The organism is Pseudomonas sp. FW300-N1A1, assembly GCF_058789115.1.
The window spans coordinates 8,972-34,667 of the sequence record NZ_JBYTBK010000026.1 but is presented as its reverse complement, the minus strand read 5'-3'; the positions used below and the strand labels follow the sequence as shown (position 1 = coordinate 34,667).

General features: G+C 59.6%; 19 protein-coding genes, 3 tRNA genes and 1 riboswitch. Of the genes, 20 read left to right on the top strand and 2 right to left on the bottom strand.

The window, feature by feature from the left end; genetic code table 11:
• Nucleotides 1–265: 265 nt before the first annotated feature.
• The 6 genes from AC3WQN_RS17535 to argR all read left to right on the top strand — a co-directional run bounded on the left by AC3WQN_RS17535 (nt 266) and on the right by argR (nt 5,514).
• Nucleotides 266–1,042, top strand: a complete 777-nt coding sequence (locus AC3WQN_RS17535; RefSeq protein ID WP_095146948.1) for an ABC transporter substrate-binding protein — start codon at nt 266–268, stop codon at nt 1,040–1,042.
• 91 nt (nt 1,043–1,133) lie between these two features.
• Nucleotides 1,134–1,823, top strand: coding sequence for an ABC transporter permease (locus tag AC3WQN_RS17530; RefSeq protein WP_095146947.1), 690 nt, complete (start codon nt 1,134–1,136; stop codon nt 1,821–1,823).
• Entirely contained in the window at nt 1,820–2,518 is a 699-nt protein-coding gene (locus tag AC3WQN_RS17525) for an ABC transporter permease (protein ID WP_095146946.1), read from the top strand. Before AC3WQN_RS17530 ends, AC3WQN_RS17525 begins: the two co-directional genes overlap by 4 nt.
• Nucleotide 2,519: 1 nt before the next feature.
• Nucleotides 2,520–3,632 carry a M14 family metallopeptidase gene (locus tag AC3WQN_RS17520; protein WP_103400380.1) on the top strand — a complete coding sequence of 371 codons (1,113 nt, stop codon included), beginning with the start codon at nt 2,520–2,522 and terminating at the stop codon, nt 3,630–3,632.
• Between the two features lie 23 nt (nt 3,633–3,655).
• Entirely contained in the window at nt 3,656–4,420 is a 765-nt protein-coding gene (locus AC3WQN_RS17515; protein ID WP_103400381.1) for an ABC transporter ATP-binding protein, read from the top strand.
• A 113-nt stretch (nt 4,421–4,533) separates the two neighbouring features.
• Complete coding sequence (argR, locus tag AC3WQN_RS17510; RefSeq protein ID WP_095146943.1) at nt 4,534–5,514, top strand: transcriptional regulator ArgR; 981 nt, start codon at nt 4,534–4,536, stop codon at nt 5,512–5,514.
• Nucleotides 5,515–5,571: 57 nt separating this feature from the next.
• On the opposite strand, the gene AC3WQN_RS17505 is transcribed toward argR, so the two are convergent.
• Nucleotides 5,572–10,602: a dermonecrotic toxin domain-containing protein gene (locus AC3WQN_RS17505; RefSeq protein ID WP_103400382.1), complete on the bottom strand. Its 5,031-nt coding sequence runs from the start codon at nt 10,600–10,602 to the stop codon at nt 5,572–5,574.
• Nucleotides 10,603–10,907: 305 nt separating this feature from the next.
• Here AC3WQN_RS17505 and AC3WQN_RS17500 point away from each other — a divergent pair, with 305 nt between their 5' ends.
• The 7 genes from AC3WQN_RS17500 to astE all read left to right on the top strand — a co-directional run bounded on the left by AC3WQN_RS17500 (nt 10,908) and on the right by astE (nt 18,654).
• Nucleotides 10,908–12,128 (top strand): aspartate aminotransferase family protein, encoded by a 1,221-nt coding sequence (locus AC3WQN_RS17500; protein ID WP_103400383.1) that lies wholly within the window; start codon nt 10,908–10,910, stop codon nt 12,126–12,128.
• Nucleotides 12,129–12,252: 124 nt separating this feature from the next.
• Entirely contained in the window at nt 12,253–13,272 is a 1,020-nt protein-coding gene (aruF, locus tag AC3WQN_RS17495; protein ID WP_095083564.1) for an arginine/ornithine succinyltransferase subunit alpha, read from the top strand.
• Nucleotides 13,273–13,357: 85 nt separating this feature from the next.
• The gene (astA, locus tag AC3WQN_RS17490) at nt 13,358–14,383 is read left to right on the top strand and encodes an arginine N-succinyltransferase (RefSeq protein WP_095149168.1); all 1,026 of its coding nucleotides are present in this window, start codon (nt 13,358–13,360) and stop codon (nt 14,381–14,383) included.
• Complete coding sequence (astD, locus tag AC3WQN_RS17485; protein ID WP_178081905.1) at nt 14,380–15,849, top strand: succinylglutamate-semialdehyde dehydrogenase; 1,470 nt, start codon at nt 14,380–14,382, stop codon at nt 15,847–15,849. Before astA ends, astD begins: the two co-directional genes overlap by 4 nt.
• Nucleotides 15,850–15,930: 81 nt before the next feature.
• Nucleotides 15,931–17,277, top strand: coding sequence for an N-succinylarginine dihydrolase (gene astB, locus AC3WQN_RS17480; RefSeq protein WP_103400385.1), 1,347 nt, complete (start codon nt 15,931–15,933; stop codon nt 17,275–17,277).
• A 63-nt stretch (nt 17,278–17,340) separates the two neighbouring features.
• Nucleotides 17,341–17,631, top strand: a complete 291-nt coding sequence (locus tag AC3WQN_RS17475) for a topoisomerase II (RefSeq protein ID WP_103400386.1) — start codon at nt 17,341–17,343, stop codon at nt 17,629–17,631.
• Nucleotides 17,632–17,643: 12 nt separating this feature from the next.
• Nucleotides 17,644–18,654 (top strand): succinylglutamate desuccinylase, encoded by a 1,011-nt coding sequence (astE, locus tag AC3WQN_RS17470; RefSeq protein ID WP_103400387.1) that lies wholly within the window; start codon nt 17,644–17,646, stop codon nt 18,652–18,654.
• A gap of 68 nt (nt 18,655–18,722) precedes the next feature.
• Here astE and AC3WQN_RS17465 read toward each other — a convergent pair whose 3' ends face one another.
• Nucleotides 18,723–19,232 (bottom strand): 6,7-dimethyl-8-ribityllumazine synthase, encoded by a 510-nt coding sequence (locus AC3WQN_RS17465; RefSeq protein WP_103400388.1) that lies wholly within the window; start codon nt 19,230–19,232, stop codon nt 18,723–18,725.
• A 118-nt stretch (nt 19,233–19,350) separates the two neighbouring features.
• A riboswitch (FMN riboswitch) is annotated at nt 19,351–19,521 on the bottom strand.
• 215 nt (nt 19,522–19,736) lie between these two features.
• On the opposite strand from AC3WQN_RS17465, the gene ltaE reads away from it, so the two are divergent.
• From ltaE to AC3WQN_RS17430, 7 genes are all read left to right on the top strand, one after another.
• Nucleotides 19,737–20,741 carry a low-specificity L-threonine aldolase gene (ltaE, locus tag AC3WQN_RS17460; RefSeq protein WP_103400389.1) on the top strand — a complete coding sequence of 335 codons (1,005 nt, stop codon included), beginning with the start codon at nt 19,737–19,739 and terminating at the stop codon, nt 20,739–20,741.
• A 146-nt stretch (nt 20,742–20,887) separates the two neighbouring features.
• Nucleotides 20,888–23,506, top strand: coding sequence for an alanine--tRNA ligase (gene alaS / locus AC3WQN_RS17455; protein WP_103400390.1), 2,619 nt, complete (start codon nt 20,888–20,890; stop codon nt 23,504–23,506).
• A 90-nt stretch (nt 23,507–23,596) separates the two neighbouring features.
• Nucleotides 23,597–24,838 (top strand): aspartate kinase, encoded by a 1,242-nt coding sequence (locus AC3WQN_RS17450; RefSeq protein ID WP_095083544.1) that lies wholly within the window; start codon nt 23,597–23,599, stop codon nt 24,836–24,838.
• 184 nt (nt 24,839–25,022) lie between these two features.
• Nucleotides 25,023–25,211 (top strand): carbon storage regulator CsrA, encoded by a 189-nt coding sequence (gene csrA, locus AC3WQN_RS17445; RefSeq protein ID WP_010226667.1) that lies wholly within the window; start codon nt 25,023–25,025, stop codon nt 25,209–25,211.
• 62 nt (nt 25,212–25,273) lie between these two features.
• Nucleotides 25,274–25,364, top strand: a tRNA-Ser gene (locus AC3WQN_RS17440).
• Between the two features lie 107 nt (nt 25,365–25,471).
• Nucleotides 25,472–25,548 (top strand) — tRNA-Arg (locus AC3WQN_RS17435).
• 72 nt (nt 25,549–25,620) lie between these two features.
• Nucleotides 25,621–25,694, top strand: a tRNA-Arg gene (locus AC3WQN_RS17430).
• Nucleotides 25,695–25,696: the final 2 nt, after the last annotated feature.

Here is a 25,696-nt window from a genome sequence, read left to right as displayed (position 1 = left end):
TTCAATGTCTTTTGCTCTTGCATAAACATCAAGGGCTGTCAATGTGCTCGAACGGCTTTCTCGGTGCTTCTGTAATATGTTGTCGCATTGAAGAAATATCGGCCTCGGGCCTGTCGTTAGAATGCCGATCACTCGCTCGTCGTAGTCCGTGTTGAATTCAGCGCGCGATTGCCGGGACGCAGCAGCGTTTATTTCGTTTCACCCATTCGCATATTGGGCTGTCGCTCACTCTGCCGTTTTCGCCCTTTACCGATGGAGTCCAAAGATGAAGAAACTCGTGCTTCTTGGCGCCCTGGCACTGTCCGTGCTGTCTTTGCCAACGTTCGCCGATGAAAAGCCTCTGAAAATTGGTATCGAGGCGGCTTACCCTCCGTTCGCGTCCAAGGCGCCGGATGGCAGCATCGTTGGTTTCGACTACGACATCGGCAACGCCCTGTGCGAAGAGATGAAGGTCAAGTGCGTCTGGGTCGAGCAAGAGTTCGACGGTCTGATCCCGGCACTCAAGGTGCGCAAGATCGACGCGATCCTGTCTTCCATGTCGATCACTGAAGATCGCAAGAAGTCCGTGGACTTCACCAGCAAGTACTACAACACCCCGGCACGCCTGGTCATGAAGGCCGGTACCCAGGTCAGCGATGGCCTGACCGAGCTCAAGGGCAAGAACATCGGTGTGCAGCGCGGTTCGATCCACGAGCGTTTCGCCCGTGAAGTCCTGGCGCCACTGGGGGCTGAAATCAAGCCTTACGGCTCGCAGAACGAAATCTACCTGGACGTGGCTGCCGGTCGCCTCGACGGCACCGTGGCAGACGCTACCCTGTTGAATGATGGCTTCCTGAAGACCGACTCCGGCAAAGGTTTCGCGTTCGTGGGCCCGGCATTCACCGACGTCAAGTACTTCGGTGACGGCGTAGGCATCGCGGTGCGCAAGGGCGACAAGGCTGATCTGGACAAGATCAACGCGGCCATCGCCGCCATTCGCGAGAACGGCAAGTACAAGCAAATCCAGGACAAGTACTTCGACTTCGATATTTACGGCAAGTAATACGTCGCAGCGATAAGTCCGAAATGGCGCAAGCAGCAGGGGCTCTGAGGTTTGCGCCATTTTTTCATCCCAACTTTCGAGGACCTGAAACATGTTGAAAGGCTACGGGGCTGTCATCCTCGATGGCGCATGGCTGACGCTTCAGCTCGCCTTGTCGTCCATGGTCTTGGCCATTGTTCTGGGTCTGATCGGGGTCGCGCTGCGCCTGTCGCCGATACGCTGGCTGGCCTGGCTGGGCGATCTGTATTCCACGGTGATCCGCGGGATTCCCGATCTGGTGCTGATCCTGCTGATTTTCTACGGCGGCCAGGACCTGCTCAATCGTGTGGCGCCATTGCTTGGCTACGACGATTACATCGACCTGAATCCACTGGCGGCCGGTATCGGCACCCTGGGCTTCATCTTTGGTGCGTACCTGTCGGAAACCTTCCGTGGAGCGTTCATGGCTATCCCCAAAGGCCAGGCCGAAGCCGGCATGGCGTACGGCATGAGCAGCTTCCAGGTGTTTTTCCGGGTATTGGTGCCGCAGATGATTCGCCTGGCGATTCCTGGCTTTACCAATAACTGGCTGGTACTGACCAAGGCAACCGCGCTGATTTCGGTGGTCGGTCTGCAAGACATGATGTTCAAGGCCAAGCAGGCGGCGGATGCCACTCGCGAGCCTTTTACCTTCTTCCTCGCAGTGGCGGCGATGTACCTGGTGATCACCAGTGTCTCGTTGCTGGCATTGCGTCACCTTGAGAAGCGCTACTCGGTAGGCGTAAGGGCGGCTGATCTATGATCTTCGACTACAACGTCATTTTGGAGGCGCTGCCGCTCTACCTCGGCGGCCTGCTGACCACCCTGAAACTGCTTGCACTGTCGCTGTTTTTCGGCCTGCTGGCGGCGCTGCCGCTGGGGTTGATGCGTGTCTCCAAGCAGCCGATCGTCAACATGAGCGCTTGGCTCTTCACCTACGTGATTCGCGGTACGCCGATGCTGGTGCAGCTGTTCCTGATCTACTACGGTCTGGCGCAGTTCGAAGCAGTGCGTGAGAGTATTTTCTGGCCATGGCTGTCCAGCGCGACGTTCTGTGCCTGCCTGGCGTTCGCCATCAATACCAGTGCCTACACGGCGGAAATCATTGCCGGCAGCCTGCGGGCCACGCCCAATGGTGAAATCGAAGCGGCCAAGGCCATGGGCATGTCGCGCATCAAGATGTACAAGCGCATCCTGCTGCCGTCGGCCCTGCGCCGGGCGTTGCCGCAGTACAGCAACGAAGTGATCATGATGCTGCAGACCACCAGTCTGGCGTCCATCGTGACCCTGATCGACATCACCGGTGCCGCGCGTACCGTGAACGCCCAGTACTACTTGCCGTTCGAGGCCTACATCACCGCCGGTGTTTTCTACCTGTGCCTGACGTTCATTCTGGTGCGCCTGTTCAAGCTCGCCGAGCGTCGCTGGCTGGGCTATCTGGCTCCGCGGAAGCACTGATATGGAACGTATCGATCACGCTTTGCCGTGGAGCCATCTGGGCAGCGAACGCCGGATTTCGGTGTTCCGCTTCGGCAGCGGCGAGCGCAAGGCCTATATCCAGGCGAGCCTGCACGCTGACGAACTGCCGGGGATGCGCACGGCCTGGGAGCTGAAAAAGCGCCTGACCGAACTGGAAGCGCAGGGCGCCCTGAAAGGCGTGATCGAGCTGGTGCCGGTGGCCAATCCGTTGGGGCTCGGGCAATTGCTGCAAGGCAATCACCAGGGACGCTTCGAAGCCGGCAGCGGCAAGAATTTCAACCGCGATTTCGTTGAGCTGAGTGCTCCCGTGGCTGCCTTGCTGGAAGGGCGCCTGGGGGATGATGCTCACGCCAATGTGCAACTGATCCGTCAGGCCATGGGCGATGTGTTGGCCGCATTGCCACCGGCCAGCAGCCAGTTGCAGGGCATGCAGCGTGTGCTGCTCGCTCATGCGTGTACGGCGGATGTGGTGCTGGACCTGCATTGCGATGCCGAAGCGGCGTTGCATATGTACGCCTTGCCACAGCATTGGCCGCACTGGCGTTCGTTGGCCGCGCACCTGAATGTGCGGGTCGGTCTGCTGGCGGAAGACTCCGGTGGCAGCTCGTTTGACGAGGCCTGTTCGCTGCCGTGGTTACGCCTGTCCCGGCAGTTCCCCGATGCACAGATTCCATTGGCCTGCCTGGCGACTACCCTCGAGTTGGGTGGTCAGGCCGACACCGGGCGCCCGACGGCCTGCGCACACGCCGAAGGCATTCTGGCGTTCCTGGCTGAGCAGGGGCTGATCAGTGGTGAATGGCCGAAGCCTTCCCATGAAGCCTGCGAAGGCCTGCCGTTCGAGGGCACCGAATTGCTGTTTGCACCGCACCCCGGTGTGGTGAGTTTTTTGCGTCAACCTGGTGAGTGGGTCGAGGCCGGTGACGAGATTTTCGAGGTGATCGATCCTTTGGCTGATCGGGTCAGCACGGTATGTGCTGGTACGGCCGGTGTGCTGTTTGCCGTTGAACGGCTGCGGTATGCCCAACCCGGTTTCTGGCTGGCCAAGGTGGCGGGGCGCGAAGCGCTGCGTCACGGGCGCTTGCTCAACGACTGACTGTTTTTGTGAGAACCGACAGCATGTACAAACTTGAAGTCCAAGACCTGCATAAGCGCTATGGCAGTCACGAAGTGCTCAAGGGCGTGTCCCTGAAAGCAGCGGCGGGCGATGTGATCAGCATCATCGGCTCCAGTGGCTCCGGCAAAAGTACCTTCCTGCGTTGCATCAACCTGCTTGAGCAACCCCACGCGGGCAAGATCCTGCTCAACAATGAAGAGCTCAAGCTGGTGGCGAACAAGGACGGCGCGCTGAAGGCGGCCGATCCCAAGCAGCTGCAACGCATGCGTTCGCGCCTGTCGATGGTGTTCCAGCATTTCAACCTGTGGTCGCACATGACTGCGCTGGAAAACATCATGGAAGCGCCGGTGCACGTACTCGGCATGTCCAAGGCTGACGCTCGTGAAAAGGCCGAGATGTACCTGGCCAAGGTCGGCGTGTCCCATCGCAAGGATGCCTACCCGGGCCACATGTCCGGCGGTGAGCAGCAGCGCGTGGCGATTGCCCGCGCGCTGGCGATGGAGCCTGAGGTGATGCTGTTCGACGAGCCGACGTCGGCGCTGGACCCTGAGCTGGTCGGCGACGTGCTGAAAGTCATGCAGGCCCTGGCCCAGGAAGGCCGGACCATGGTGGTGGTGACCCACGAAATGGGCTTTGCCCGTGAAGTGTCGAACCAACTGGTGTTCCTGCACCAAGGCGTTGTCGAAGAAAGCGGCAACCCGCGTGAAGTGCTGGTCAATCCTCAATCCGAACGCTTGCAGCAATTCCTCTCGGGCAGCCTGAAGTAATCGCTCCCGTTATGCACCCAATTAGGTCATGCTGCGCACCGCGCGCCAGATGGTCTAATTTGGTTGCAGCCGCCTTCGGCTTTTAACACTGTTTTCGTTTCGGATTGCCCGCCATGACTGCCCATCGAATTGGTTTCCTGATTTGGCCCAGCACTAAAGCCTTGACGCTGGCGCTGGCCGAGGAGGCCTTGCGTGTTGCCCAGCGCGTGCATCCGGAAGTGGTTTACGAGTTGGTGTTCCTGCAGGCCGAACCGCCGGCCGAAGGAGCCTGGCAACTGCCCGGCGAGGCCTGGACCGGCAAGCTGGAAAACTTCCAGAAGGTGTTTCTGCTCGCCGATGAGCCGCCGACCGCATTGACCCCGGCCCTGAGTAGCGCGCTCAAGCAACTGGTGCGTGCCGGCTGTGTGATCGGTGGCCTGTCGGCCGGGGTGTATCCCCTGGCTCAGCTCGGATTGCTCGATGGTTACCGTGCGGCAGTGCACTGGCGTTGGCAGGACGATTTCGCCGAGCGTTTCCCCAAGGTCATTGCCACCAGTCATCTGTTCGATTGGGATCGTGATCGCCTGACGGCGTGCGGCGGGATGTCGGTGCTCGACCTGTTGCTGGCGGTGCTGGCCCGTGATCACGGTGCCGAGCTGGCCGGTGCGGTGTCCGAAGAACTGGTGGTCGAGCGCATTCGCGAAGGCGGGGAGCGTCAGCGCATTCCGTTGCAGAACCGCCTCGGCTCCAGCCATCCGAAACTCACGCAAGCCGTGTTGCTGATGGAAGCCAACATCGAAGAGCCGCTCACCACCGACGAAATCGCCCAGCATGTGTGCGTATCCCGTCGGCAGCTGGAGCGGATTTTCAAGCAGTACCTCAACCGTGTGCCGAGCCAGTACTACCTGGAGTTGCGCCTGAACAAGGCCCGGCAGATGTTGATGCAAACCAGCAAGTCGATCATTCAGATCGGCTTGTCCTGTGGCTTTTCCTCCGGGCCGCATTTCTCCAGTGCCTACCGTAACTTCTTTGGCGCCACGCCGCGTGAAGACCGTAACCAGCGCCGCAGCAGCAGCCCGTTCGAACTGTCGTCGGTGCCGTCGGAACGCGGCTAGACCGCGGTTGGCCACAGGGAGCGAGAGCTCCCCATGACCTGACCCAATAGGGAGTAATCAGGCTTCAATATCTGTAACAGGCGCCGGATCAATGGGGGCGGGTAGGTCGGTTTGCTCGAACCCCAGGTCATTTTCGGTTGCGTGGTAGTAAGCGGCGATGCGTTGCATGCTTTGTTCGGTGAATGGATTGCCACTGAAGTCAAAGCTTTCACCGACACCGGGATCGACCTCCATGAGCTCGATGGGCATCTCGGTAATGGCGTTGTAGCTCAGGTCGACATCCGTCCAGCTGTTGATGCTCAACACTCCTCTAGGGATCTCGGTGATGCCTGTATGGCTAAGGTCCAATGATGAGATATCCGTCATCAGGCTGAGGTCGGGGCTAAGGCCTAGCGGATTGTCCCGCAGATTCAAGTGGTCAAGACGATCCATGTCCGCCAATGCATCGACGGTTTCCTGAGTCAGGGTGATGCTGCACTCAGGCAGGCTCAGTGCCGTCAGCCTGCTCATTCTGAAGACGCCATCGGGGATGTTGTCCAGCTGGTATCCGCGCACGGTCAGGCTGTCCAGGTTCGGAAAAGCTTCCAGGAATCGGCTGATTCGCGGGGCAATGTCTCCTACGCTCGTCAGGTACATTTCTGGCACATGGCCGAAGTCCGCTGTCAGCACCGGCAAGTCGCCCATGATTGCCAGGTGTGAGGTGAAACCATACTCGCTGACGGCTATGCTCTCGATCGGTATCTGGCGCCAGCACTGTTCCAGCTTTTGCTTGAATTCATCTCTTTTTACCTGCTCGGCAAACAGCTCGTCGGCCGTCATGGGGGCGCCAGTAACGGTGTGGGTGTCGGGCACATCGGCCGTCCATAGACTCAGGTCGTTACGGAGTCTGGTGAACTCAAGCTCGCGACGTGAAAGGTCGGCTCGACCGTCTGTCAGTGTTCCGGGTAAGCGATAGATGAAATCACTGGCCTCTTCATTGTCCAGGCTGGGGTACAGGGCTTTGGCTCGATCGATATCGGCCTGTTCGGCATAGACCCCAAAGTCTTTCTCGGTCCGGCTGTAGTGAATCTTTACACGTTCACGGGTGATCGGGGACAGTGGGTTGTTGCCAAAATCAAATCCTTCACTGATGTTGCCGGGAAGATCGAAGAGGGCCGCGGGCAATTCGGTGATCTGGTTGTCATTGAAAAGAGCTGTTTGAATGCGAGGGTGATTCACCAGTCCATCGGGAATTCTGGAAATTCCGGTGTTGGAAAGGTCGATGTAGGTCAGTTCAGGCATGGCTGCCAGGCTGGGTGTGAGCCCCAATGGATTGTTGTACAGGTCCAGAACGGAAAGCTTGCTCAGTGATGACAGTGTTGCCTGGCTTTCGGCGGTGAGTACAAGGCCGCAATCGCTCAGTACCAGCTCCTCGAGTTCCGGCAGTGCATTGATCGGCTGCGGTAGTTCCAGCAGGGTAAAGTTGCGCAGCCCCAGCCGGCGCAGACCCGGGAAGCGTTCCAGGAAAGGGCCAATGGAGTGTGCGCTCGCGCTGTTCTGGAGCGAAATGGAGGAAACATGGCTGAAGTCGGCGCTCAGGATGGGGAGATCGCCGATGATCGGCTGGGAAAATTCGAAAACATGCCCGCTCTCGGTTCCCAATGCATCATCAAAGAGCGCGGTCTCCCGGCGCCAGCAGCGGAGTATTTGCTCCCTGAGCAATCGGCGGTTTTGTGTTTCTATCAGTAACTCCTGTTCGCTGAGTGCAACGTTGGTTATCGGGTGCACGGCGGGCGGGTTATTGGCCCAGATATGCAGGTCATCCTGTAGTTGGTAATACTCGTTGCGCAGGCGTGAGAGTTCCGCGCGCGGGCCATTGGGGTGGCTTTGCAGTCGTTGAAGCAGGGTCTGGATAGCTTCCGGGGAAAGACTGGGATAAAGCTCCCGCGCTCGATCTTCCAGTGTGCGTGGCTGCCCGCCGGAACTGCGGCTGTAACCTTCGGCCCCTAGCAAGCGCAGGGTTTCAATGATCGGTTCGGGTGCGGGTGGGAGTGAAAGGACTGTTCGAAACTCGGTTCGTTCCAGGGGGTTGTCTCGGATTGCCTGCTCCAGTTTGGTGTTTTGGCCAATATGAATGTTCAGGCTGTTTCGCTGGGCGTCCGGCAAGGCTTGCAATGTGGCGGAGTAAAGGTCGGTGGCACCAGACAGCTCCTGGCCTTCGGCGTCGTAGGCCTGGTAGCGGCCATCGCTGGTCAGCACCAGTACTTTGCGGATTGGGGTCTGGACGTCACCTATGCTGTCGACCTGTGGGCCGTCAAAGGTTTGGTCATGAACGTCGATCCGCACGTCGGTAGACCAGCCGGGTAATCGTTCGAGCGAGCGCAGCGCCAGCGTTTTGGTGTCCGCCGAGTCTGGCGAATCCAGATAAAGCCCTTCATACGCGCGTGTCACGCGCACCTCTTCATTGGCCTGGTGTGCAAGGTCCACCAGACGCTTTGGCAGATGCCCGCGATCGATTTCTTTAAGCTCATCGCCGCTGGCCCGGCTCAGTAGTTCCCGGGCAACGCTCAGGGGAAGTTCCGGTGCCGCCTTAATGATTGTCTGGACATGAGGCGGCTGTGTGGCCTCCTGTCCCCTGTAGCGTGACTCGAAAAGCGAGGCGCGTTTGTCTTCGGCGATTTGCCCGAGTTTTTTGCTCAGGCTTCCAACGCGAACATCGATGTTGATTGGCGGATCGCCGAAGTTTTCACCGAATATGCTCTTGATTTCACTCTGGTCAAGGCTCTCCAGTACGGTTTTAAGCAAGTCGCCATTACGCAGTTGGGCCTCGTGTATCTGTACGACTGGCAGGTGCTCCTTCGCGGAGTATTCCCAGACCGACTCTCCCTCTGTATTGAGAAAGCGTAGCGCTTTTGTTTCTGGCCAAAGACCGTAGCTCGTCAGTAATTGCAACTGGGCTTGCGGATCGGCTTTGCGATACTCCAGAGGGTCGTCGCTGTTGAGCTGATTGATCAGGTTCTGAATATCTTTTTCAATTCGCATTCGTTCAAGGGTGTCTGTCAGCAGGGGCGGTTCAGACTCGCTATGGACATGCATCTTGCGCAGAACGTCTTCATGGGTGTTGCTGATGTGCAGGGCCTGGTCAAGTTCAAGATCAGTGAAGGCATCAGCCTTGTGGCCGAGACGGCGCGCCAGCTTTGTCTTGTCCCAATGCAGCGGTTGGTCAAGCTCGGTTTTCCATGCGCCTGAGCCATTGTGTTTCAGCGGTGACTGATAGGCGTCAGGTCTGTTGGGGTGTTGCAGGTAATGGCTGTCCGCGTCGCTCGCTGACTGCACGGCGTAGTGTTTGTCCTCGATGCGCACAATGCGTTTGCCTTGATGCCGATAGATGCCCTGGGCGTCAGGCTTCGAGCCTGCTGGCAACTCGACTTTCTGCTCGTAGGCACTGAGGTCGGGTTGCCAGTAGCGGGTTTTGCCGCCGTGTGCCGAGACCGTTTGGAATTGATCGATGAAGGTAACAATTTCCTTGGGCAGCAGAGTGCGGAATTCGCCCGCCGCGACCATGCCACCCACGGCAAAGGTACCCAGTTGGATGAGCGACTCGACCACACCCATGAAATGCTCAAAGGCTTCACTTTTCAGGCCTTGGGTCCAGTCAATGATACTTTCGAATGTCTCGTCCAGTAACTGATAGGCCATGTAGGCCATCATCAATCCCCCCGCAAAAGGTACGAAGGGGGTTACCACGAGCACCGCGATCTCGAGGATCGATGTCGCGATGTTGACGAAAGAGTCCCACAGCGCCCAACGGGCTTTCTGATCGGCTGTTGCGGTCGATACGGCGATGACCCTTGCATCATTGAGGATTTTGTTCAGTTTTTCCTGGTAGAGGTGCTGCCACAGCGTGCGCCTGATGGGGGTAGCGGAGAACTGCAGGTCGGGATTGTCGATGGCGGATTCGCGCCATGAGGCTTGCGGGTCGCCTTGTTGGTGTTGATGCCAGGTGACTTGCGTGAGCCGATTGGCGAGATTGCCAAAAAAATAGCCTCGATGTTCGTGGGCAACGAACCGGCTGAAGAATGTCTGATAGTCGGCATCGCGCAGTTGTTCCGTCAGCGCTTGCATGAAGTCAGAGGTCGAGGGGTACTCCTTGATCGGGTGATTGGGATCATCCGGGACATAGGCCACCACTCGCACCGGCCTGCGGCTCTGCTCAAGGTTCGGGGCAAACAGCACGATGCCGGTGAGCTCGGAGGACATTATGCTGAGGTCGTGACAAAGCAACGTCTCACCGTCCAGCCTCATGCCTTGCAAGCCCTCGAGCAGCCCCTGAATCAACAGGAAATAATCCGCCTGAATATTGCCGTTCATCTGTGCAAATTTCAGCGCCGCCATTAGTGCGGCTTTCTGGCTCTGGATGACCTTGGGCTGGAGAAGGGTGGTCACAACCGGGTTGGAGACGCCCAGGTTGTCTTCGAGGTAAGTCTTGTACTGGGCGCCAATATCCAGTTCCCGGCACAGTCGGGTAAATGCCGGGATGCCGATCGTTGCCTTGAATTCGGGCAGGATGGTGAATTGCCCGGTGGCCGAGGGTTCAGTGATGAAAGTTGAGTCAGGTTCGTAGGCGTCGGCTTCGGTTTCTTTGCTTTCAAAGTTGTGCAGCGCCGCGTCCAGTAACGAAACCGTCCAGGTCCGGGCGGCTCCAGACTTGATCGGGAACCAGGGGATTGTCGCGGGGATATACAGGCGCAAGAAGGTTTTCTTGACGTCCACCTCCAGGTTGAAGCGGGTTTTCAGCGCATTCCTGAGTAAGGGTTCGGCGAAGCTGTTGACGTCTTGCAGGCGTTCCAGCGCCTGGTCCACAGCATTTTGTGCGCTCCAGTGTGCGGCGTTGAGAGCGTTGAGCTCGGTATGCTGGTCGGCCGGTGCCGTGGTCAAGCGGTCGAGCAACTGTGGTCGTGTGCGCTTGAGGGCCTGGCGCCTCGCGGATGATGCCTTGGCGAGCCAGTCGGGAACGGCGTTTCTGAGGGGGAGATAGTGGCTGTCTGGGTGTTCTGAGTGCTGGGTGTTGAGTGTGGCTGCGGGGTGTTGTCCTTCAGGTAATGACATCGTGCTCATCCTTGGCTGTCTAAAGAGTGCCAAGCAGATCAGAGGGCAACGGCCAGGGTGCGGTACATAATTACGGGCGGACACACGGCTCGAAATCAAATCCCGGTAACCCTGCCTCTAACCTGCGCGGCAGTTTAAACTGCGCCTTTGCGACGCTATTTGTCGCATTGCCGTAAACCCGGTCAAAAGCGGGTTTTGCGCTATAAGAAGTTGTCGCTTGGCGGCAAGGCCAAGCTCGAAACTGTCCTTACAATCCCCCCATCGCTCGCCAGTTTCAGGCGGGTGTTTCTCATCAGGAGACTCCGATGTCCGTTGAGCACGCTGCGGTAAAACGCGCCGATTTCGACCAGGTAATGGTTCCCAACTATGCGCCTGCCGCATTCATTCCTGTGCGTGGCGCCGGTTCCCGCGTTTGGGACCAGTCTGGTCGCGAGCTGATCGACTTCGCCGGCGGGATTGCCGTTAACGTATTGGGCCACGCGCATCCGGCGCTGGTCGGTGCCTTGACCGAGCAGGCGAACAAGCTGTGGCACGTGTCCAACGTGTTCACCAATGAGCCGGCACTGCGTCTGGCCCATAAGCTGATCGACGCCACGTTTGCCGACCGCGCCTTCTTCTGCAACTCCGGCGCCGAAGCCAACGAGGCCGCCTTCAAGCTGGCCCGTCGTGTCGGTTTCGACCGTTTCGGCAGCGAGAAGTACGAGATCATCGCCGCGCTCAACAGCTTCCACGGCCGCACCCTGTTCACCGTGAACGTCGGTGGTCAGTCGAAGTACTCCGACGGCTTCGGTCCGAAAATCACCGGTATCACCCACGTACCGTACAACGACCTGGCTGCGCTGAAAGCTGCCATTTCCGACAAGACTTGCGCGGTGGTGCTGGAGCCGATCCAGGGCGAAAGCGGTGTGATCCCGGCAGAACTCGAATACCTGCAAGGTGCTCGCGAACTCTGCACCGCGAACAACGCGCTGCTGATTTTCGACGAAGTGCAAACCGGCATGGGCCGTACTGGCCATCTGTTTGCTTACCAGCATTACGGCGTGATCCCGGACGTCCTGACCAGTGCCAAGAGCCTGGGCGGCGGCTTCCCGATCGCAGCGATGCTGACGACCGAAGACCTGTCCAAACACCTGGTCGTCGGCACCCACGGCACCACCTACGGCGGTAACCCGCTGGCGTGCGCGGTCGCGGAAGCCGTGATCGACGTGATCAACACCCCTGAAGTGCTGGCTGGCGTCAACGCCAAGCACGACAAGTTCAAGGCCCGTCTTGAGCAGATCGGCGAGAAGTACGGCTTGTTCACCAAGGTCCGTGGCATGGGCCTGTTGATCGGTTGCGTCTTGAGCGATGCCTGGAAAGGCAAGGCCAAGGACATTTTCAATGCCGCTGAACAAGAAGGCCTGATGGTCCTGCAAGCCGGCCCGGACGTGGTGCGTTTCGCTCCGAGCCTGGTGGTGGAAGATGCCGACATCGATGCCGGTCTGGACCGCTTCGAACGTGCTGCTGCAAAACTGACACAAGCCTGATAGGCCCTTCGACGCCTGACCCTTCAGGCGTCGTACCGAATTTCATGCCGGGCCCGCTCCCACAGTGTCTTCAAGGCCGGCCCGGCTTTTTTTCCTGTAATTTTCTGGATAAAGGAGTGACACCATGCTGGTGATGCGCCCTGCGCAAATGGCTGATCTGGGCGAGGTACAGCGTCTGGCTGCGGACAGCCCGATTGGTGTCACTTCCTTGCCGGACGACGTTGAACGCCTGAGCGACAAGATCGCCGCAAGCGAAGCATCGTTTGCAGCCGAAGTCAGCTTCAACGGTGAGGAAAGCTATTTCTTCGTGCTGGAGGACACCGCCACCGGCAAGCTGGTGGGTTGCTCGGCCATCGTGGCCTCGGCCGGTTATTCCGAGCCGTTCTACAGCTTCCGTAATGAAACCTTCGTGCACGCCTCCCGCGAGCTGAAGATCCACAACAAGATCCATGTGCTCTCCCAGTGCCACGACCTGACCGGCAATAGCCTGCTGACCAGTTTCTACGTGCTGCCGGAGCTGGTGGGGTCGGCCTGGTCGGAACTCAACTCCCGCGGTCGCTTGCTGTTCGTTGCCAGCCATCCTGAGCGCTTCGCTGACTCGGTGGTGACCGAGATCGTCGGTTATAGCGACGAGAATGGCGACTCGCCGTTCTGGGATGCCATCGGTCGCAACTTCTTCGACCTCAACTACGCCGAGGCCGAACGTCTGTGCGGGCTCAAGAGCCGGACCTTCCTGGCCGAGCTGATGCCGCATTACCCGATCTACGTGCCGCTGCTGCCGGATTCCGCCCAGGAGGCGATGGGCCAGGTGCATCCACGGGCGCAGATCACCTTCGACATCCTGATGCGTGAAGGCTTCGAGACCGATCACTACATCGACATCTTCGACGGTGGCCCGACCCTGCATGCGCGCGTCTCGGGCATCCGCTCGATTGCCCAGAGCCGTGTGGTGCCGGTGAAGATCGGCGAGCCGGTGAAGGGCGCCGGTCGTCAGTACCTGGTGGCCAATGCCCAGTTGCAGGACTACCGCGCCGTCATGCTCGAGCTGGACTATGCGCCGGGCAAGCCCGTGACCCTGGATCTGGAAGCCGCCGAAGCCCTGGGTGTCGGTGAAGGTGCCAGCGTGCGCCTGGTAGCGGTTTAACGCCTGCTGCCCTGCCTGGAAAGAGTCCTGGAAAACAGCGAGTTTCACGGGTGGCCGTTACCGGCTACCCGTTTGAGGAGATAGCATGATCGTTCGTCCCGTACGCAGCAGCGATTTACCCGCTCTGATCGACCTGGCCCGCAGCACCGGCACCGGCCTGACTACCTTGCCGGCCAACGAAGAGCGCCTGGCGCATCGGGTTGGCTGGGCGGAAAAGACCTTCCGTGGTGAAGCTGAGCGCGGTGACGCGGACTACCTGTTCGTGCTCGAAGACGACGACGGCCGCGTGGTGGGGATCTCCGCCATTGCTGGCGCCGTCGGCCTGCGTGAGCCCTGGTACAACTTTCGGGTCGGCCTGACCGTCAGCGCGTCGCAAGAGTTGAACATTTACCGCGAAATCCCGACGCTGTTCCTGGCCAACGACCTGACCGGCAATTCCGAGTTGTGTTCGTTGTTCCTGCACGCCGATTACCGCACCGGCCTGAACGGGCGCATGCTGGCCAAGGCGCGCATGCTGTTCATCGCCGAGTTCCCACAGCTGTTCGGCAACAAGATCATTGCCGAGATGCGCGGTGTGTCCGATGCCGCGGGCCGTTCGCCGTTCTGGGAAAGCCTGGGTCGACACTTCTTCAAGATGGAATTCAGCCAGGCTGACTACCTGACGGGCGTGGGCAACAAGGCTTTCATCGCCGAACTGATGCCGAAATTCCCGCTGTACACCTGCTTTCTTTCCGAGGACGCACGCCGCGTGATTGGCCAGGTCCACCCGGACACCGAGCCTGCGCTGGCCATGCTCAAGAGCGAAGGCTTCAGCTACCAGGGTTATGTCGACATCTTCGACGCAGGCCCGGCCGTGGAGTGCGAAACCGGCAAGATTCGTGCAGTGCGCGACAGCCAGGCGCTGGTGCTGGCCATCGGTACCCCCGGTGATGACGCCACCCCATTCCTGATGCATAACCGCAAGCGCGAAGACTGCCGGATCACCGCCGCGCCAGCGCGCTTGGCGGCCGGTACCCTGGTGGTCGATCCACTGACCGCCAAACGTCTTCAACTCAACGCCGGCGACCAGGTTCGTGCCGTGCCGTTGTCTGCTGCCCGGGAGTCGAAATAATGAATTCGCTATATATCGCAGGTGAGTGGCTGGCCGGTCAGGGCGATGCCTTCGAATCGCTGAACCCGGTGACCCAGCAAGTGCTGTGGTCGGGGCAGGGCGCCAGCGCCGCTCAGGTTGAAAGCGCCGTGCAAGCTGCGCGTCAAGCGTTCCCGGCGTGGGCCAGGCGTACCTTGCAAGAGCGTATCGACGTGCTGGAGGCCTTTGCCGCCAGCCTGAAGAACCACGCGGACGAACTGGCCCACTGCATCGGCGAAGAAACCGGTAAACCACTGTGGGAAGCGGCGACGGAAGTGACCAGCATGGTCAACAAGATCGCCATTTCGGTGCAGAGCTACCGTGAGCGTACCGGCGAGAAGAGCGGCCCACTGGGCGATGCCACGGCAGTGCTGCGTCACAAGCCCCATGGTGTGGTCGCGGTGTTCGGGCCTTACAACTTTCCCGGTCACTTGCCTAACGGTCACATCGTGCCCGCGTTGCTGGCCGGTAACAGCGTGCTGTTCAAGCCCAGCGAGCTGACACCGAAAGTCGCCGAACTGACGGTCAAGTGCTGGATCGAAGCCGGCCTGCCGGCAGGCGTCCTCAACCTGCTGCAGGGCGCCCGTGAAACCGGGATCGCGCTGGCCGCCAATCCGGGAATAGACGGCCTGTTCTTCACCGGCTCCAGCCGCACCGGCAATCATCTGCATGCGCAGTTCTCCGGTCGTCCGGACAAGATCCTGGCGCTGGAAATGGGCGGCAACAATCCGCTGGTGGTCGATCAGGTGGCTGATCTCGATGCCGCGGTGTACACCATCATCCAGTCCGCGTTCATTTCCGCCGGTCAACGCTGCACCTGTGCTCGTCGCCTGCTGGTCCCGCAAGGTGCATGGGGCGACACGCTGCTGGAGCGCCTGGTGGCGGTCAGCGCAACGATTGAAGTCGGCGCGTTCGATCAACAACCGGCACCGTTCATGGGCTCGGTGGTTTCGCTGGCAGCGGCCAAGGCACTGATGGATGCGCAAGCGCACCTGCTGGCCAATGGCGCTGTCACATTGCTGGCAATGACTCAGCCACAGGCGAATGCCGCCTTGCTGACACCGGGTATCGTGGATGTGACCGCAGTGGTGGAGCGTCCCGATGAAGAGCTGTTCGGTCCGTTGCTGCAAGTGATTCGCTATGCTGATTTCGAGGCGGCGATTGCCGAGGCCAACGACACCCAATACGGCCTGGCCGCAGGCCTGTTGTCGGACTCTGAAGCGCGTTACCAGCAGTTCTGGCTGGAAAGCCGTGCCGGCATCGTCAACTGGAACAAGCAGCTGACAGGTGCTGCCAGCAGCGCGCCATTCGGTGGCGTGGGTGCTTCGGGCAACCATCGCGCCAGCGCCTACTACGCAGCGGACTACTGCGCGTACCCGGTGGCCTCGCTGGAAACCCCGAGCCTGACGCTACCAGCGGCCCTGACACCGGGCGTGCGGATGCAGTAAAGCCTGCCCGCGAAGGCCGCGACGCGGTTGTACTGAACAGTTACTCAAGCCTATAAAAAACAGATTCGTGGAGCCTCGCTGATGAAATCCTGTGAAGTCAATTTTGACGGTCTAGTGGGGCCGACCCATAACTACGGCGGTCTGTCCTACGGTAACGTTGCGTCCCAGAGCAACAGCCAGCAATCTTCCAATCCCAAGGAAGCGGCGCTGCAAGGCCTGGCGAAAATGAAAGCGCTGATGGACATGGGCTTTGTCCAGGGCGTACTCGCGCCTCAGGAGCGTCCGGATGTCGGCGCCCTGCGTAGCCTGGGGTTCAGCGGTACCGACGCACAGGTGATCAAGCAGGCGGCCAAGCAGGCGATGCCGTTGCTGGTTGCCAGTTGCTCGGCATCGAGCATGTGGGTGGCCAACGCCGCGACGGTCAGCCCAAGTGCCGACACCGCCGATGGTCGTGTGCACTTCACCGCCGCCAACCTCAACTGCAAATACCACCGCAGCATCGAACACCCGACCACCAGCCGTGTGCTAGGGGCGATGTTCGCTGACCAGAAGCATTTCGCTCACCACGCGGCCCTGCCGGCTGTCGCTCAGTTCGGTGACGAAGGCGCGGCCAACCACACGCGTTTCTGCCGTGATTACGGCGAAGCCGGTGTCGAGTTCTTCGTGTTCGGTCGCAGTGCGTTCGATACCCGTTATCCGGCGCCGCAGAAGTACCCGGCCCGTCAGACCCTGGAAGCGTCGCAAGCAGTGGCCCGATTGCACGGCCTGAGCGATGACGGCGTGGTCTATGCCCAGCAGAATCCATCGGTCATCGACCAGGGCGTGTTCCACAACGACGTGATCGCCGTGGGTAACGGTGAGGCGCTGTTCTATCACGAGGACGCGTTCCTCGATACCGAACAGATGCTGGCCGAGCTGTCGACCAAGCTCGCCAAGCGGGGCGGTCAGTTCAAGGCAATCTGCGTGCCGCGCTCGCAAGTGTCGGTCGAAGACGCCGTACGCTCCTACCTGTTCAACAGTCAGTTGTTGTCGCGCGCCGATGGTTCGATGCTGTTGATCGTGCCGCAGGAGTGCCAGAACAACGAACGCGTCTGGCAGTACCTGCAGACCCTGACCAGCTCCGGCGGCCTGATCCGCGAGGTGAAGGTGTTCGACCTCAAGCAGAGCATGCAGAACGGCGGCGGGCCAGCGTGCCTGCGACTGCGTGTCGCGCTCAACGAAACCGAGCTGGCGGCGGTCAACCCAGGGGTTATCATGACGGCGCCGTTGTACGGCTCGCTGACCCAATGGGTCGAAAAGCACTACCGTGACCGCATGACCGAAAACGATCTGGCGGACCCACAATTGTTGCTTGAGTGCCGGACGGCACTGGATGAACTGACGCAAATCCTTAAACTGGGCGCGGTTTATCCATTCCAGATCAATTGAAAGCCCGCGCCCTGCTCCCAACGAGCAGGGCGCGCCGCTATATCTCCAGATGAGAGCGTAAACATGAGCGATACCCTGAAGCTGATCCTTGAAGACACCGACGGCACTCAACTGGAAACCTCCTGCACCCGCGTGGCGGTGATGTGGCAAGGCAAGGAGTTGTGGATTCAACACGACGGCCGTGGCCAGTTGCTGATCGGCGTTGATGTCGAAGAAGGCGATGCTGAATACGCCAACCTGCTGCTTCGCCCATTGGCGACTAATCTGGTAAGTCTGCAACTGGAGATGGAACCAGCTGAAATCGGTGATGACGAGGATCACGTCCACGGTCCGGATTGCAACCACGATCACTAAGGAAGCCGCTCTATGCTCGCCCTCGGCAAACTGCTTGAACTGACCCTCGCCGGCCGTGAACCTGCGGAGAAAACTCAACTGACTGTCGAAGGCGTGCGGATGCGCTGGCTGAGTGAAGGTGCGTTGGAAGTCCGCCCACCCCAAGCGCGTGACAATGGCCTGGACCTGCTGTTGTCGGCCGGTATCCACGGCAATGAGACAGCGCCGATCGAATTGCTCGATCGCCTGTTGCACGACATCGCCCGCGGTGACTTGAAGCCGTGTGCACGTATTCTGTTCCTGTTCGGTAATCCCGAGGCCATGCGCCGCGGCGAGCGTTTTATCGAGCAGGATGTCAACCGGCTGTTCAACGGCCGTCACGAACTCAGCAGTGGCTACGAAGCGCTGCGCGCCTGTGAGCTGGAGCGCCTGGCGGCGAGCTTTTTCAACCTGCCGGACCGCGACCGTTTGCACTACGATCTGCATACCGCGATTCGCGGCTCGAAGATCGAACAGTTTGCGTTGTACCCCTGGAAAGAGGGGCGCCAGCATTCCCGTCGGGAACTGGCCCGTCTGCGTGCGGCGGGGATGGAAGCGGTGCTGTTGCAGAACAAACCGTCCATCGTGTTCAGCTCGTACACCTACGACAAGCTGGACGCCGAATCCTTCACCCTGGAGTTGGGCAAGGCCCGGCCGTTCGGCCAGAACGAAGGGGTCAACGTTTCGCGCCTTGAAACCCGCCTGAAGCAGATCATCGAAGGCACCGAGCCGCCGATGGCGCAGGAAGGCCTGGAGGGTTTGCAACTGTTCAGCGTGGCACGGGAAGTCATCAAGCACAGCGACAGCTTCCGGCTCAACTTGCCAGCGGACATCGAGAATTTTTCTGAGCTGGACGTGGGCTATGTACTGGCGGAAGACATTGCCAATACCCGCTGGGTCATCGAAGAGCAGGGCGCCCGGATCATTTTCCCCAACCCCAAGGTGAAGAACGGCCTGCGCGCCGGCATCCTGATCGTGCCGACTGGCGACGAAAGCCTGGTCTAGCAGATCGTTCCCACGCAGAGTGATCCGACCTTTGGGGTGCAGATCAGAGCGTGGGAACGATCATTCAACTAGATGGCTAGCGCGTGTGGCTCGCTACGACGCAGGGCGCGCATCTTGTGCAGCGTATCGGCGCAGGTCTTCGCCGCTTCCTGGCCTTTGTGTACAAAGTGTTCAAAGAAGAACTTCTGGTGTTCTTCGCCGGCATGGAAGTGATGCGGGGTCAGCACCACCGAGAACACCGGGACTTCGGTTTCCAGCTGAACCTGCATCAGGCCGCTGATCACCGACTGGGCGACGAACTCGTGACGGTAGATACCGCCGTCAACCACCAGGCCTGCCGCGACGATGCCGGCATAGCGGCCGGACTTGGCCAGCAGCTTGGCATGCAGCGGGATTTCGAAGGCGCCGCCGACTTCAAAGAAGTCGATGTCCGATGCCTGATAGCCCTGAGCGATCATCTCGCTGACGAAGCCCGTGCGGCTTTGGTCAACGATCTCCTTGTGCCAGCATGCCTGGATGAACGCTACGCGCTCGCCTTGATGGTGTTTGCTCTTGCTATCGATTGCGGTGGGTTGCATCTGTTCTGACTCCTGTTTGAGTAAAAAACAGGGCGATATGAATCGAAAGGGATTCAGGGTGCGTGCAGGTCGAACGTGCAGTATCTGCGCGTTGCCATGGACGGCCCTTTGGTGCCAATCCCGTTCTCTCTTCATCCGGACTATGACCGTCGGCCCCGGGATCACACCGGGTCTGCTGACCTTGTCGTCACTCACGGCCCAAGCCTGCGTGACATCAAGCGCTCGCGGGCTATGCGCATTGCGCGCAATTACCGCCGGTGGGGAGTTGCACCCCGCCCTGAGAACGTTTGCCGACAGTTTTTCTGGCGGCGAAGCGTTTTTAACACATATCGCAGGGCTGCGCATCGCTGCTATCTGATGATATACATCAGTTTTTCCGTTGGCTTGAACCGCCTTTTCCTGTGCCCAGCCTTGATTAATCGGGGGCATGGCCGCAGTAAACCTTCATGTAGCCAATCTTTCCTATCTGCAGCGACGCGCGCGTCCTATTCCGAGGCCTGATTCATGAGCGTTATTGATCTTCGCAGCGACACCGTCACCCAACCGACCGCAGGGATGCTTGAGGCAATGGCCACGGCAGCCACCGGCGACGACGTCTATGGTGAGGATCCGACGGTCAATCGCCTGGAAGCCGAGTTGGCCGCTCGACTGGGGTTTGCCGCCGCGCTGTTCGTGCCCACGGGCACCATGAGCAACCTGTTGGGCTTGATGGCCCATTGCGAACGTGGCGATGAGTACATCGTCGGCCAGCAGGCGCACACCTATAAGTACGAAGGCGGTGGTGCGGCGGTGCTGGGGTCGATCCAGCCGCAACCGCTGGAGGTGCAGGCCGATGGCTCTCTGGACCTGGCTCAGGTCACGGCGGCCATCAAGCCGGATGATTTCCACTTCGCCCGGACCCGCCTGCTGGCGCTGGAAAACACCATGCAGGGCAAGGTGTTGCCGCTGCAGTATCTGGAGCAGGCGCGAAGCTTTACCCGTGAAAAGGGGCTGTTGCTGCACCTGGATGGCGCCCGCCTGTACAACGCGGCGGTCAAGCTGGGAGTTGATGCGCGGGAAATCACTCGGCACTTCGATTCGGTATCCGTGTGCCTGTCCAAAGGCCTGGGTGCCCCGGTGGGGTCGGTGTTGTGCGGTTCGGCCGAGATGATCGGCAAGGCCCGGCGCTTGCGCAAGATGGTCGGCGGCGGCATGCGCCAGGCCGGAATCCTGGCGGCGGCGGGCCTGTATGCGCTCGATCACCATGTGCAGCGCCTGGCCGATGACCATGCCAATGCGCAGTTCCTGGCCGAGGGCCTGCGTGCGGCCGGTTACGACGTCGAGCCGGTACAGACCAATATGGTTTACGTGCAGATGGGCGATAAAGCCGACGCGATCAAGGCGTTTGCCGGCGAGCGCGGGGTAAAGCTCAGTGCGGCGCCACGGTTGCGCATGGTCACCCACATGGATGTGAGTCGGGCGCAGGTCGAGCAGGTGATCGCGACATTCGTCGAGTTTTCCGGTAAATGACAATGCTGGCCGTCCAATTGACGGTTTCTATCGTATAAACACGCTGTACCGCGCGCGCAGGGCCGATATAATGCGGCCCTTTGCCGTCGCTTCGTCCGTTGACGAATCGCACAGGCCTTTGGCCGCAGCCTCCGTGGAAGAACCTAATGAAAAGCGCAGAAATCCGTGAAGCCTTCCTTCGCTTCTTCGAAGAGCAAGGCCACACCCGTGTAGCCTCCAGCTCTTTGATTCCGGGCAACGACCCAACCCTGCTGTTCACTAACGCGGGGATGAACCAGTTCAAGGACTGCTTCCTGGGCCAGGAAAAGCGCGCGTATACCCGCGCCACCAGCAGCCAGAAGTGCGTACGCGCCGGCGGCAAGAACAGCGACCTGGAAAACGTCGGTTATACCGCTCGTCACCACACCTTTTTCGAAATGCTGGGTAACTTCAGCTTCGGCGATTACTTCAAGCGTGATGCCATCACCTACGCCTGGACCTTCCTGACCGGCGTGCTGATGTTGCCAAAGGAAAAGCTCTGGGTGACCGTCTATGCCTCCGATGACGAGGCCTATGACATCTGGACCCAGGACATCGGCGTCCCGGCCGAGCGCATGGTCCGCATCGGCGACAACAAGGGCGCGCCTTACGCCTCCGACAACTTCTGGACCATGGGCGATACCGGCCCGTGCGGTCCTTGCACCGAGATCTTCTACGATCACGGCGCCGATATCTGGGGTGGCCCACCGGGCTCGCCGGAAGAAGACGGCGACCGTTACATCGAGATCTGGAACAACGTGTTCATGCAGTTCAACCGCACCGCCGATGGCGTGTTGCATCCATTGCCAGCCCCGTCGGTCGACACCGGCATGGGCCTGGAGCGGATCAGCGCGGTGATGCAGCACGTGCACTCGAACTATGAGATCGACCTGTTCAAGAACCTGCTGAGCGCGTCGGCCAAGGCTATCGGTTGCAGCAATGACGACCAGTCTTCGCTCAAGGTCGTCTCCGACCACATCCGTTCGTGCGGTTTCCTGATCGCCGACGGCGTGCTGCCGTCCAACGAAGGTCGTGGCTATGTCCTGCGTCGGATCATCCGTCGTGCGTGCCGTCACGGTAACAAGCTGGGTGCGACCGGCAGCTTCTTCCACAAGATCGTCGCGGCCCTGGTGGCCGAGATGGGCGAAGCCTTCCCGGAGCTCAAGCAGCAGCAGGCCAACATCGAGCGCGTGCTCAAGGCCGAGGAAGAGCAGTTCTCCAAGACCCTGGAGCACGGCCTGAAGATCCTCGAGCAGGACCTGGCTGAACTCAAGGGCACCGTAGTGCCGGGCGACGTGGTGTTCAAGTTGTACGACACCTACGGTTTCCCGATGGACCTGACCGCCGACATCGCCCGTGAGCGTGAGCTGACCATCGACGAGGAAGGCTTCGAGCGCGAGATGGAAGCCCAGCGCGTGCGTGCCCGTTCGGCCAGTTCGTTCGGCCTGGACTACAACACCCTGGTCAAGGTCGACGTGGCCACCGAGTTCACCGGCTACACCGATACCCGTGGTTTGGCGAAAATCGTTGCGCTGTATAAAGATGGCCAGTCGGTCGACGTATTGAGCGAAGGTGACGAGGGCGTGATCGTTCTCGACAAGACGCCGTTCTACGCCGAGTCCGGTGGCCAGGTCGGCGATTGCGGTTACCTGCAGGCGGGCAGCGCGCGTTTCGACGTGCGTGACACCACCAAGACCGGCGGTGCCTTCCTGCACCACGGTATCCTGGATTCGGGCAGCCTGGTCGTCGGTGCGCCGGTCGAGACCCACGTTGACGCCGAGGTGCGTCACGCCACGTCGTTGAACCACTCCGCGACTCACTTGCTGCACGCTGCATTGCGTCAGGTGCTGGGCGACCACGTTCAGCAGAAAGGCTCGTTGGTCGACAGTCAGCGCCTGCGTTTTGACTTCAGCCACTTCGAAGCCATCAAGCCTGAGCAGATCAAGGCGCTGGAAGAAATCGTCAACGCCGAGATTCGCCGGAACTCCGAGGTCGAAACCGAAGAGACCGACATCGAAACCGCCAAGCGCAAGGGCGCCATGGCGCTGTTCGGCGAGAAGTACGGCGACGACGTGCGGGTACTGAGCATGGGCGGCGACTTCTCCGTTGAGCTGTGCGGTGGTATCCACGCCAACCGTACCGGCGACATCGGCCTGCTGAAAATCATCAGCGAAGGCGGTGTGGCTTCTGGCGTGCGCCGTATCGAAGCGCTCACCGGTGCCGCGGCGCTGGCTTACCTGAACGCTGCGCAAGAGCAGCTCAAGGAAGCGGCCAACCTGGTCAAGGGAAGCCCTGACAACCTGATCGACAAGCTGTCGGCTGTGCTTGAGCGCAACCGTCTGCTGGAGAAGCAACTCGAGCAGTTGCAAGCCAAGGCCGCCAGCGCGGCGGGTGACGACCTGTCGGCTTCTGCCCAGGACGTCAAAGGCGTGAAAGTACTGGCCGTGCGTCTGGACGGTCAGGATGGCAAGGCGCTGCTGGCGCTGGTCGATCAACTGAAAAACAAACTCGGCCGCGCAGTGATCCTGCTCGGCAGTGTCCATGAGGAAAAGGTCGTGCTGGTTGCCGGTGTGACCAAAGACCTGACTGGCCAACTCAAAGCCGGTGATTTGATGAAGCAAGCCGCTGCGGCAGTGGGCGGGAAGGGCGGTGGTCGTCCGGACATGGCGCAAGGCGGTGGTACTGACGCTGGCGCACTGGACGCGGCCTTGGCCCTGACTGTTCCATTTGTAGAGCAGGGTTTATAAGGCAGAGTGTCTGGCCCGCAGTCTAGTGGCGGGCCAGGCAGCTGTTTGAGTGATTATTGGGCGCCCTTCATGGGCAGAGGCGGCTTTGAAATGGCTTTGATCGTACAGAAATTTGGAGGCACCTCGGTCGGCACTGTCGAGAGAATCGAGCAGGTCGCCGACAAGGTTAAGAAATTCCGCGATGCCGGCGATGACCTGGTGGTTGTGCTGTCTGCAATGAGCGGCGAAACCAACCGTCTGATCGATCTGGCCAAGCAAATCAGTGGTGAGGATCAACCGGTTCCCCGTGAGCTGGACGTTATCGTCTCCACGGGTGAGCAGGTGACGATTGCACTGCTGGCCATGGCGCTGATCAAGCGTGGCATTCCAGCGGTGTCCTACACCGGTAACCAGGTGCGGATTCTGACGGACAGTGCGCACAATAAAGCGCGTATCTTGCAGATTGATGACCAGAAGATTCGCGGTGACCTGAAGGCGGGTCGCGTGGTTGTTGTCGCCGGTTTCCAGGGCGTCGACGAGCACGGCAACATCACCACCCTGGGGCGTGGCGGTTCCGACACCACCGGTGTGGCACTGGCAGCAGCCCTGAAAGCTGATGAATGTCAGATCTATACCGACGTCGATGGTGTATATACCACTGACCCGCGTGTTGTGTCCGTGGCCCAGCGCCTGGACAAGATTACCTTCGAAGAGATGCTGGAAATGGCCAGCCTCGGTTCCAAGGTGCTGCAGATCCGTGCGGTCGAGTTCGCCGGCAAGTACAACGTTCCGCTGCGCGTACTGCACAGCTTCAAGGAGGGTCCGGGCACCCTCATTACTATCGATGAAGAGGAAACCATGGAACAGCCGATCATTTCCGGCATCGCTTTCAATCGCGATGAAGCCAAGCTGACCATCCGTGGCGTGCCAGACACCCCGGGCGTGGCCTTCAAGATTCTCGGCCCGATCAGTGCCGCGAATATCGAAGTCGACATGATCGTGCAGAACGTTGCGCACGATAACACCACTGACTTCACCTTCACCGTGCACCGCAACGACTACCAGGCGGCCCAGGCCGTGCTGGAAAACACCGCTCGCGAGATCGGTGCCCGTGAAGTGGTGGGTGATACCAAGATCGCCAAGGTATCGATCGTCGGCGTTGGCATGCGTTCCCACGCAGGCGTAGCCAGCCGCATGTTCGAAGCCCTGGCCAAGGAAACCATCAACATCCAGATGATTTCCACCTCGGAGATCAAAGTCTCGGTAGTGATCGAAGAGAAGTACCTGGAGCTGGCTGTGCGCGCGCTGCACACAGCCTTCGAGCTGGACGCACCGGCCCCACAGGGCGAGTGATGCGTTGCCCGGAGGGCGCGGCCTGACCGCGCCCTTTATTTTTTGAGTGGCGCGCGCAAGCCTGTTCTTTTGCGCGCGCTAGTCAATACTTAGGCGTGAAGAGCTGCGACCGTTCCGGTTGCAGGTCGAGCGCTTTTTTTTTGCAGACTGTTGTCCCTGAACTGAAATGCGTGAGGAGAAAGGTATGCTGATTCTGACTCGTCGGTGCGCAGAAAGCCTGATTATTGGTGATGGCGAAATCACCGTAACCGTGCTCGGCGTTAAAGGAAATCAAGTGCGCATCGGCGTTAACGCACCCAAAGAGGTCGCGGTTCACCGTGAGGAAATCTACCTGCGTATAAAGAAAGAGAAGGACGAAGAACCAACTCATTAATTTTTATCGATTTTTATGTTTGCAAACGGGGAAAAGGTTGGTTAAGATACGCCCCGTGTTGCGGAGAGCTGGCCGAGTGGCCGAAGGCGCTCCCCTGCTAAGGGAGTACACCTCAAAAGGGTGTCGGGGGTTCGAATCCCCCGTTCTCCGCCATTATTTGTTTAGCACGTTGTAATCAGGCTTCTTCGGTAAGTTGTTGAAATTACTAGAAAAAGTGCTTGGAAAAAAGATTCGACGGACTATAATGCGCAGCACCAAATGCACTCGTAGCTCAGCTGGATAGAGTACTCGGCTACGAACCGAGCGGTCACAGGTTCGAATCCTGTCGAGTGCACCATTTAAAGGGTTGTTTGCAGTCATGCAGGCAACCTTGTTTCAATCAGTTGTGATCTGGTTTAAAAGCACACATGCACTCGTAGCTCAGCTGGATAGAGTACTCGGCTACGAACCGAGCGGTCACAGGTTCGAATCCTGTCGAGTGCACA

What these genes read in the sequence shown, in the direction of transcription:
- AC3WQN_RS17505 (WP_103400382.1), bottom strand. Translation starts at nt 10,602, where the DNA reads ATGTCATTACCTGAAGGACAACACCCCGCAGCCACACTCAACACCCAG.
- AC3WQN_RS17465 (WP_103400388.1), bottom strand. Translation starts at nt 19,232, where the DNA reads ATGCAACCCACCGCAATCGATAGCAAGAGCAAACACCATCAAGGCGAG.
- AC3WQN_RS17525 (WP_095146946.1), top strand. Translation starts at nt 1,820, where the DNA reads ATGATCTTCGACTACAACGTCATTTTGGAGGCGCTGCCGCTCTACCTC.
- ltaE (WP_103400389.1), top strand. Translation starts at nt 19,737, where the DNA reads ATGAGCGTTATTGATCTTCGCAGCGACACCGTCACCCAACCGACCGCA.
- AC3WQN_RS17450 (WP_095083544.1), top strand. Translation starts at nt 23,597, where the DNA reads ATGGCTTTGATCGTACAGAAATTTGGAGGCACCTCGGTCGGCACTGTC.
- aruF (WP_095083564.1), top strand. Translation starts at nt 12,253, where the DNA reads ATGCTGGTGATGCGCCCTGCGCAAATGGCTGATCTGGGCGAGGTACAG.
- csrA (WP_010226667.1), top strand. Translation starts at nt 25,023, where the DNA reads ATGCTGATTCTGACTCGTCGGTGCGCAGAAAGCCTGATTATTGGTGAT.
- astB (WP_103400385.1), top strand. Translation starts at nt 15,931, where the DNA reads ATGAAATCCTGTGAAGTCAATTTTGACGGTCTAGTGGGGCCGACCCAT.
- AC3WQN_RS17515 (WP_103400381.1), top strand. Translation starts at nt 3,656, where the DNA reads ATGTACAAACTTGAAGTCCAAGACCTGCATAAGCGCTATGGCAGTCAC.
- AC3WQN_RS17475 (WP_103400386.1), top strand. Translation starts at nt 17,341, where the DNA reads ATGAGCGATACCCTGAAGCTGATCCTTGAAGACACCGACGGCACTCAA.
- astA (WP_095149168.1), top strand. Translation starts at nt 13,358, where the DNA reads ATGATCGTTCGTCCCGTACGCAGCAGCGATTTACCCGCTCTGATCGAC.
- AC3WQN_RS17535 (WP_095146948.1), top strand. Translation starts at nt 266, where the DNA reads ATGAAGAAACTCGTGCTTCTTGGCGCCCTGGCACTGTCCGTGCTGTCT.
- AC3WQN_RS17520 (WP_103400380.1), top strand. Translation starts at nt 2,520, where the DNA reads ATGGAACGTATCGATCACGCTTTGCCGTGGAGCCATCTGGGCAGCGAA.
- AC3WQN_RS17500 (WP_103400383.1), top strand. Translation starts at nt 10,908, where the DNA reads ATGTCCGTTGAGCACGCTGCGGTAAAACGCGCCGATTTCGACCAGGTA.
- astE (WP_103400387.1), top strand. Translation starts at nt 17,644, where the DNA reads ATGCTCGCCCTCGGCAAACTGCTTGAACTGACCCTCGCCGGCCGTGAA.
- alaS (WP_103400390.1), top strand. Translation starts at nt 20,888, where the DNA reads ATGAAAAGCGCAGAAATCCGTGAAGCCTTCCTTCGCTTCTTCGAAGAG.
- argR (WP_095146943.1), top strand. Translation starts at nt 4,534, where the DNA reads ATGACTGCCCATCGAATTGGTTTCCTGATTTGGCCCAGCACTAAAGCC.
- AC3WQN_RS17530 (WP_095146947.1), top strand. Translation starts at nt 1,134, where the DNA reads ATGTTGAAAGGCTACGGGGCTGTCATCCTCGATGGCGCATGGCTGACG.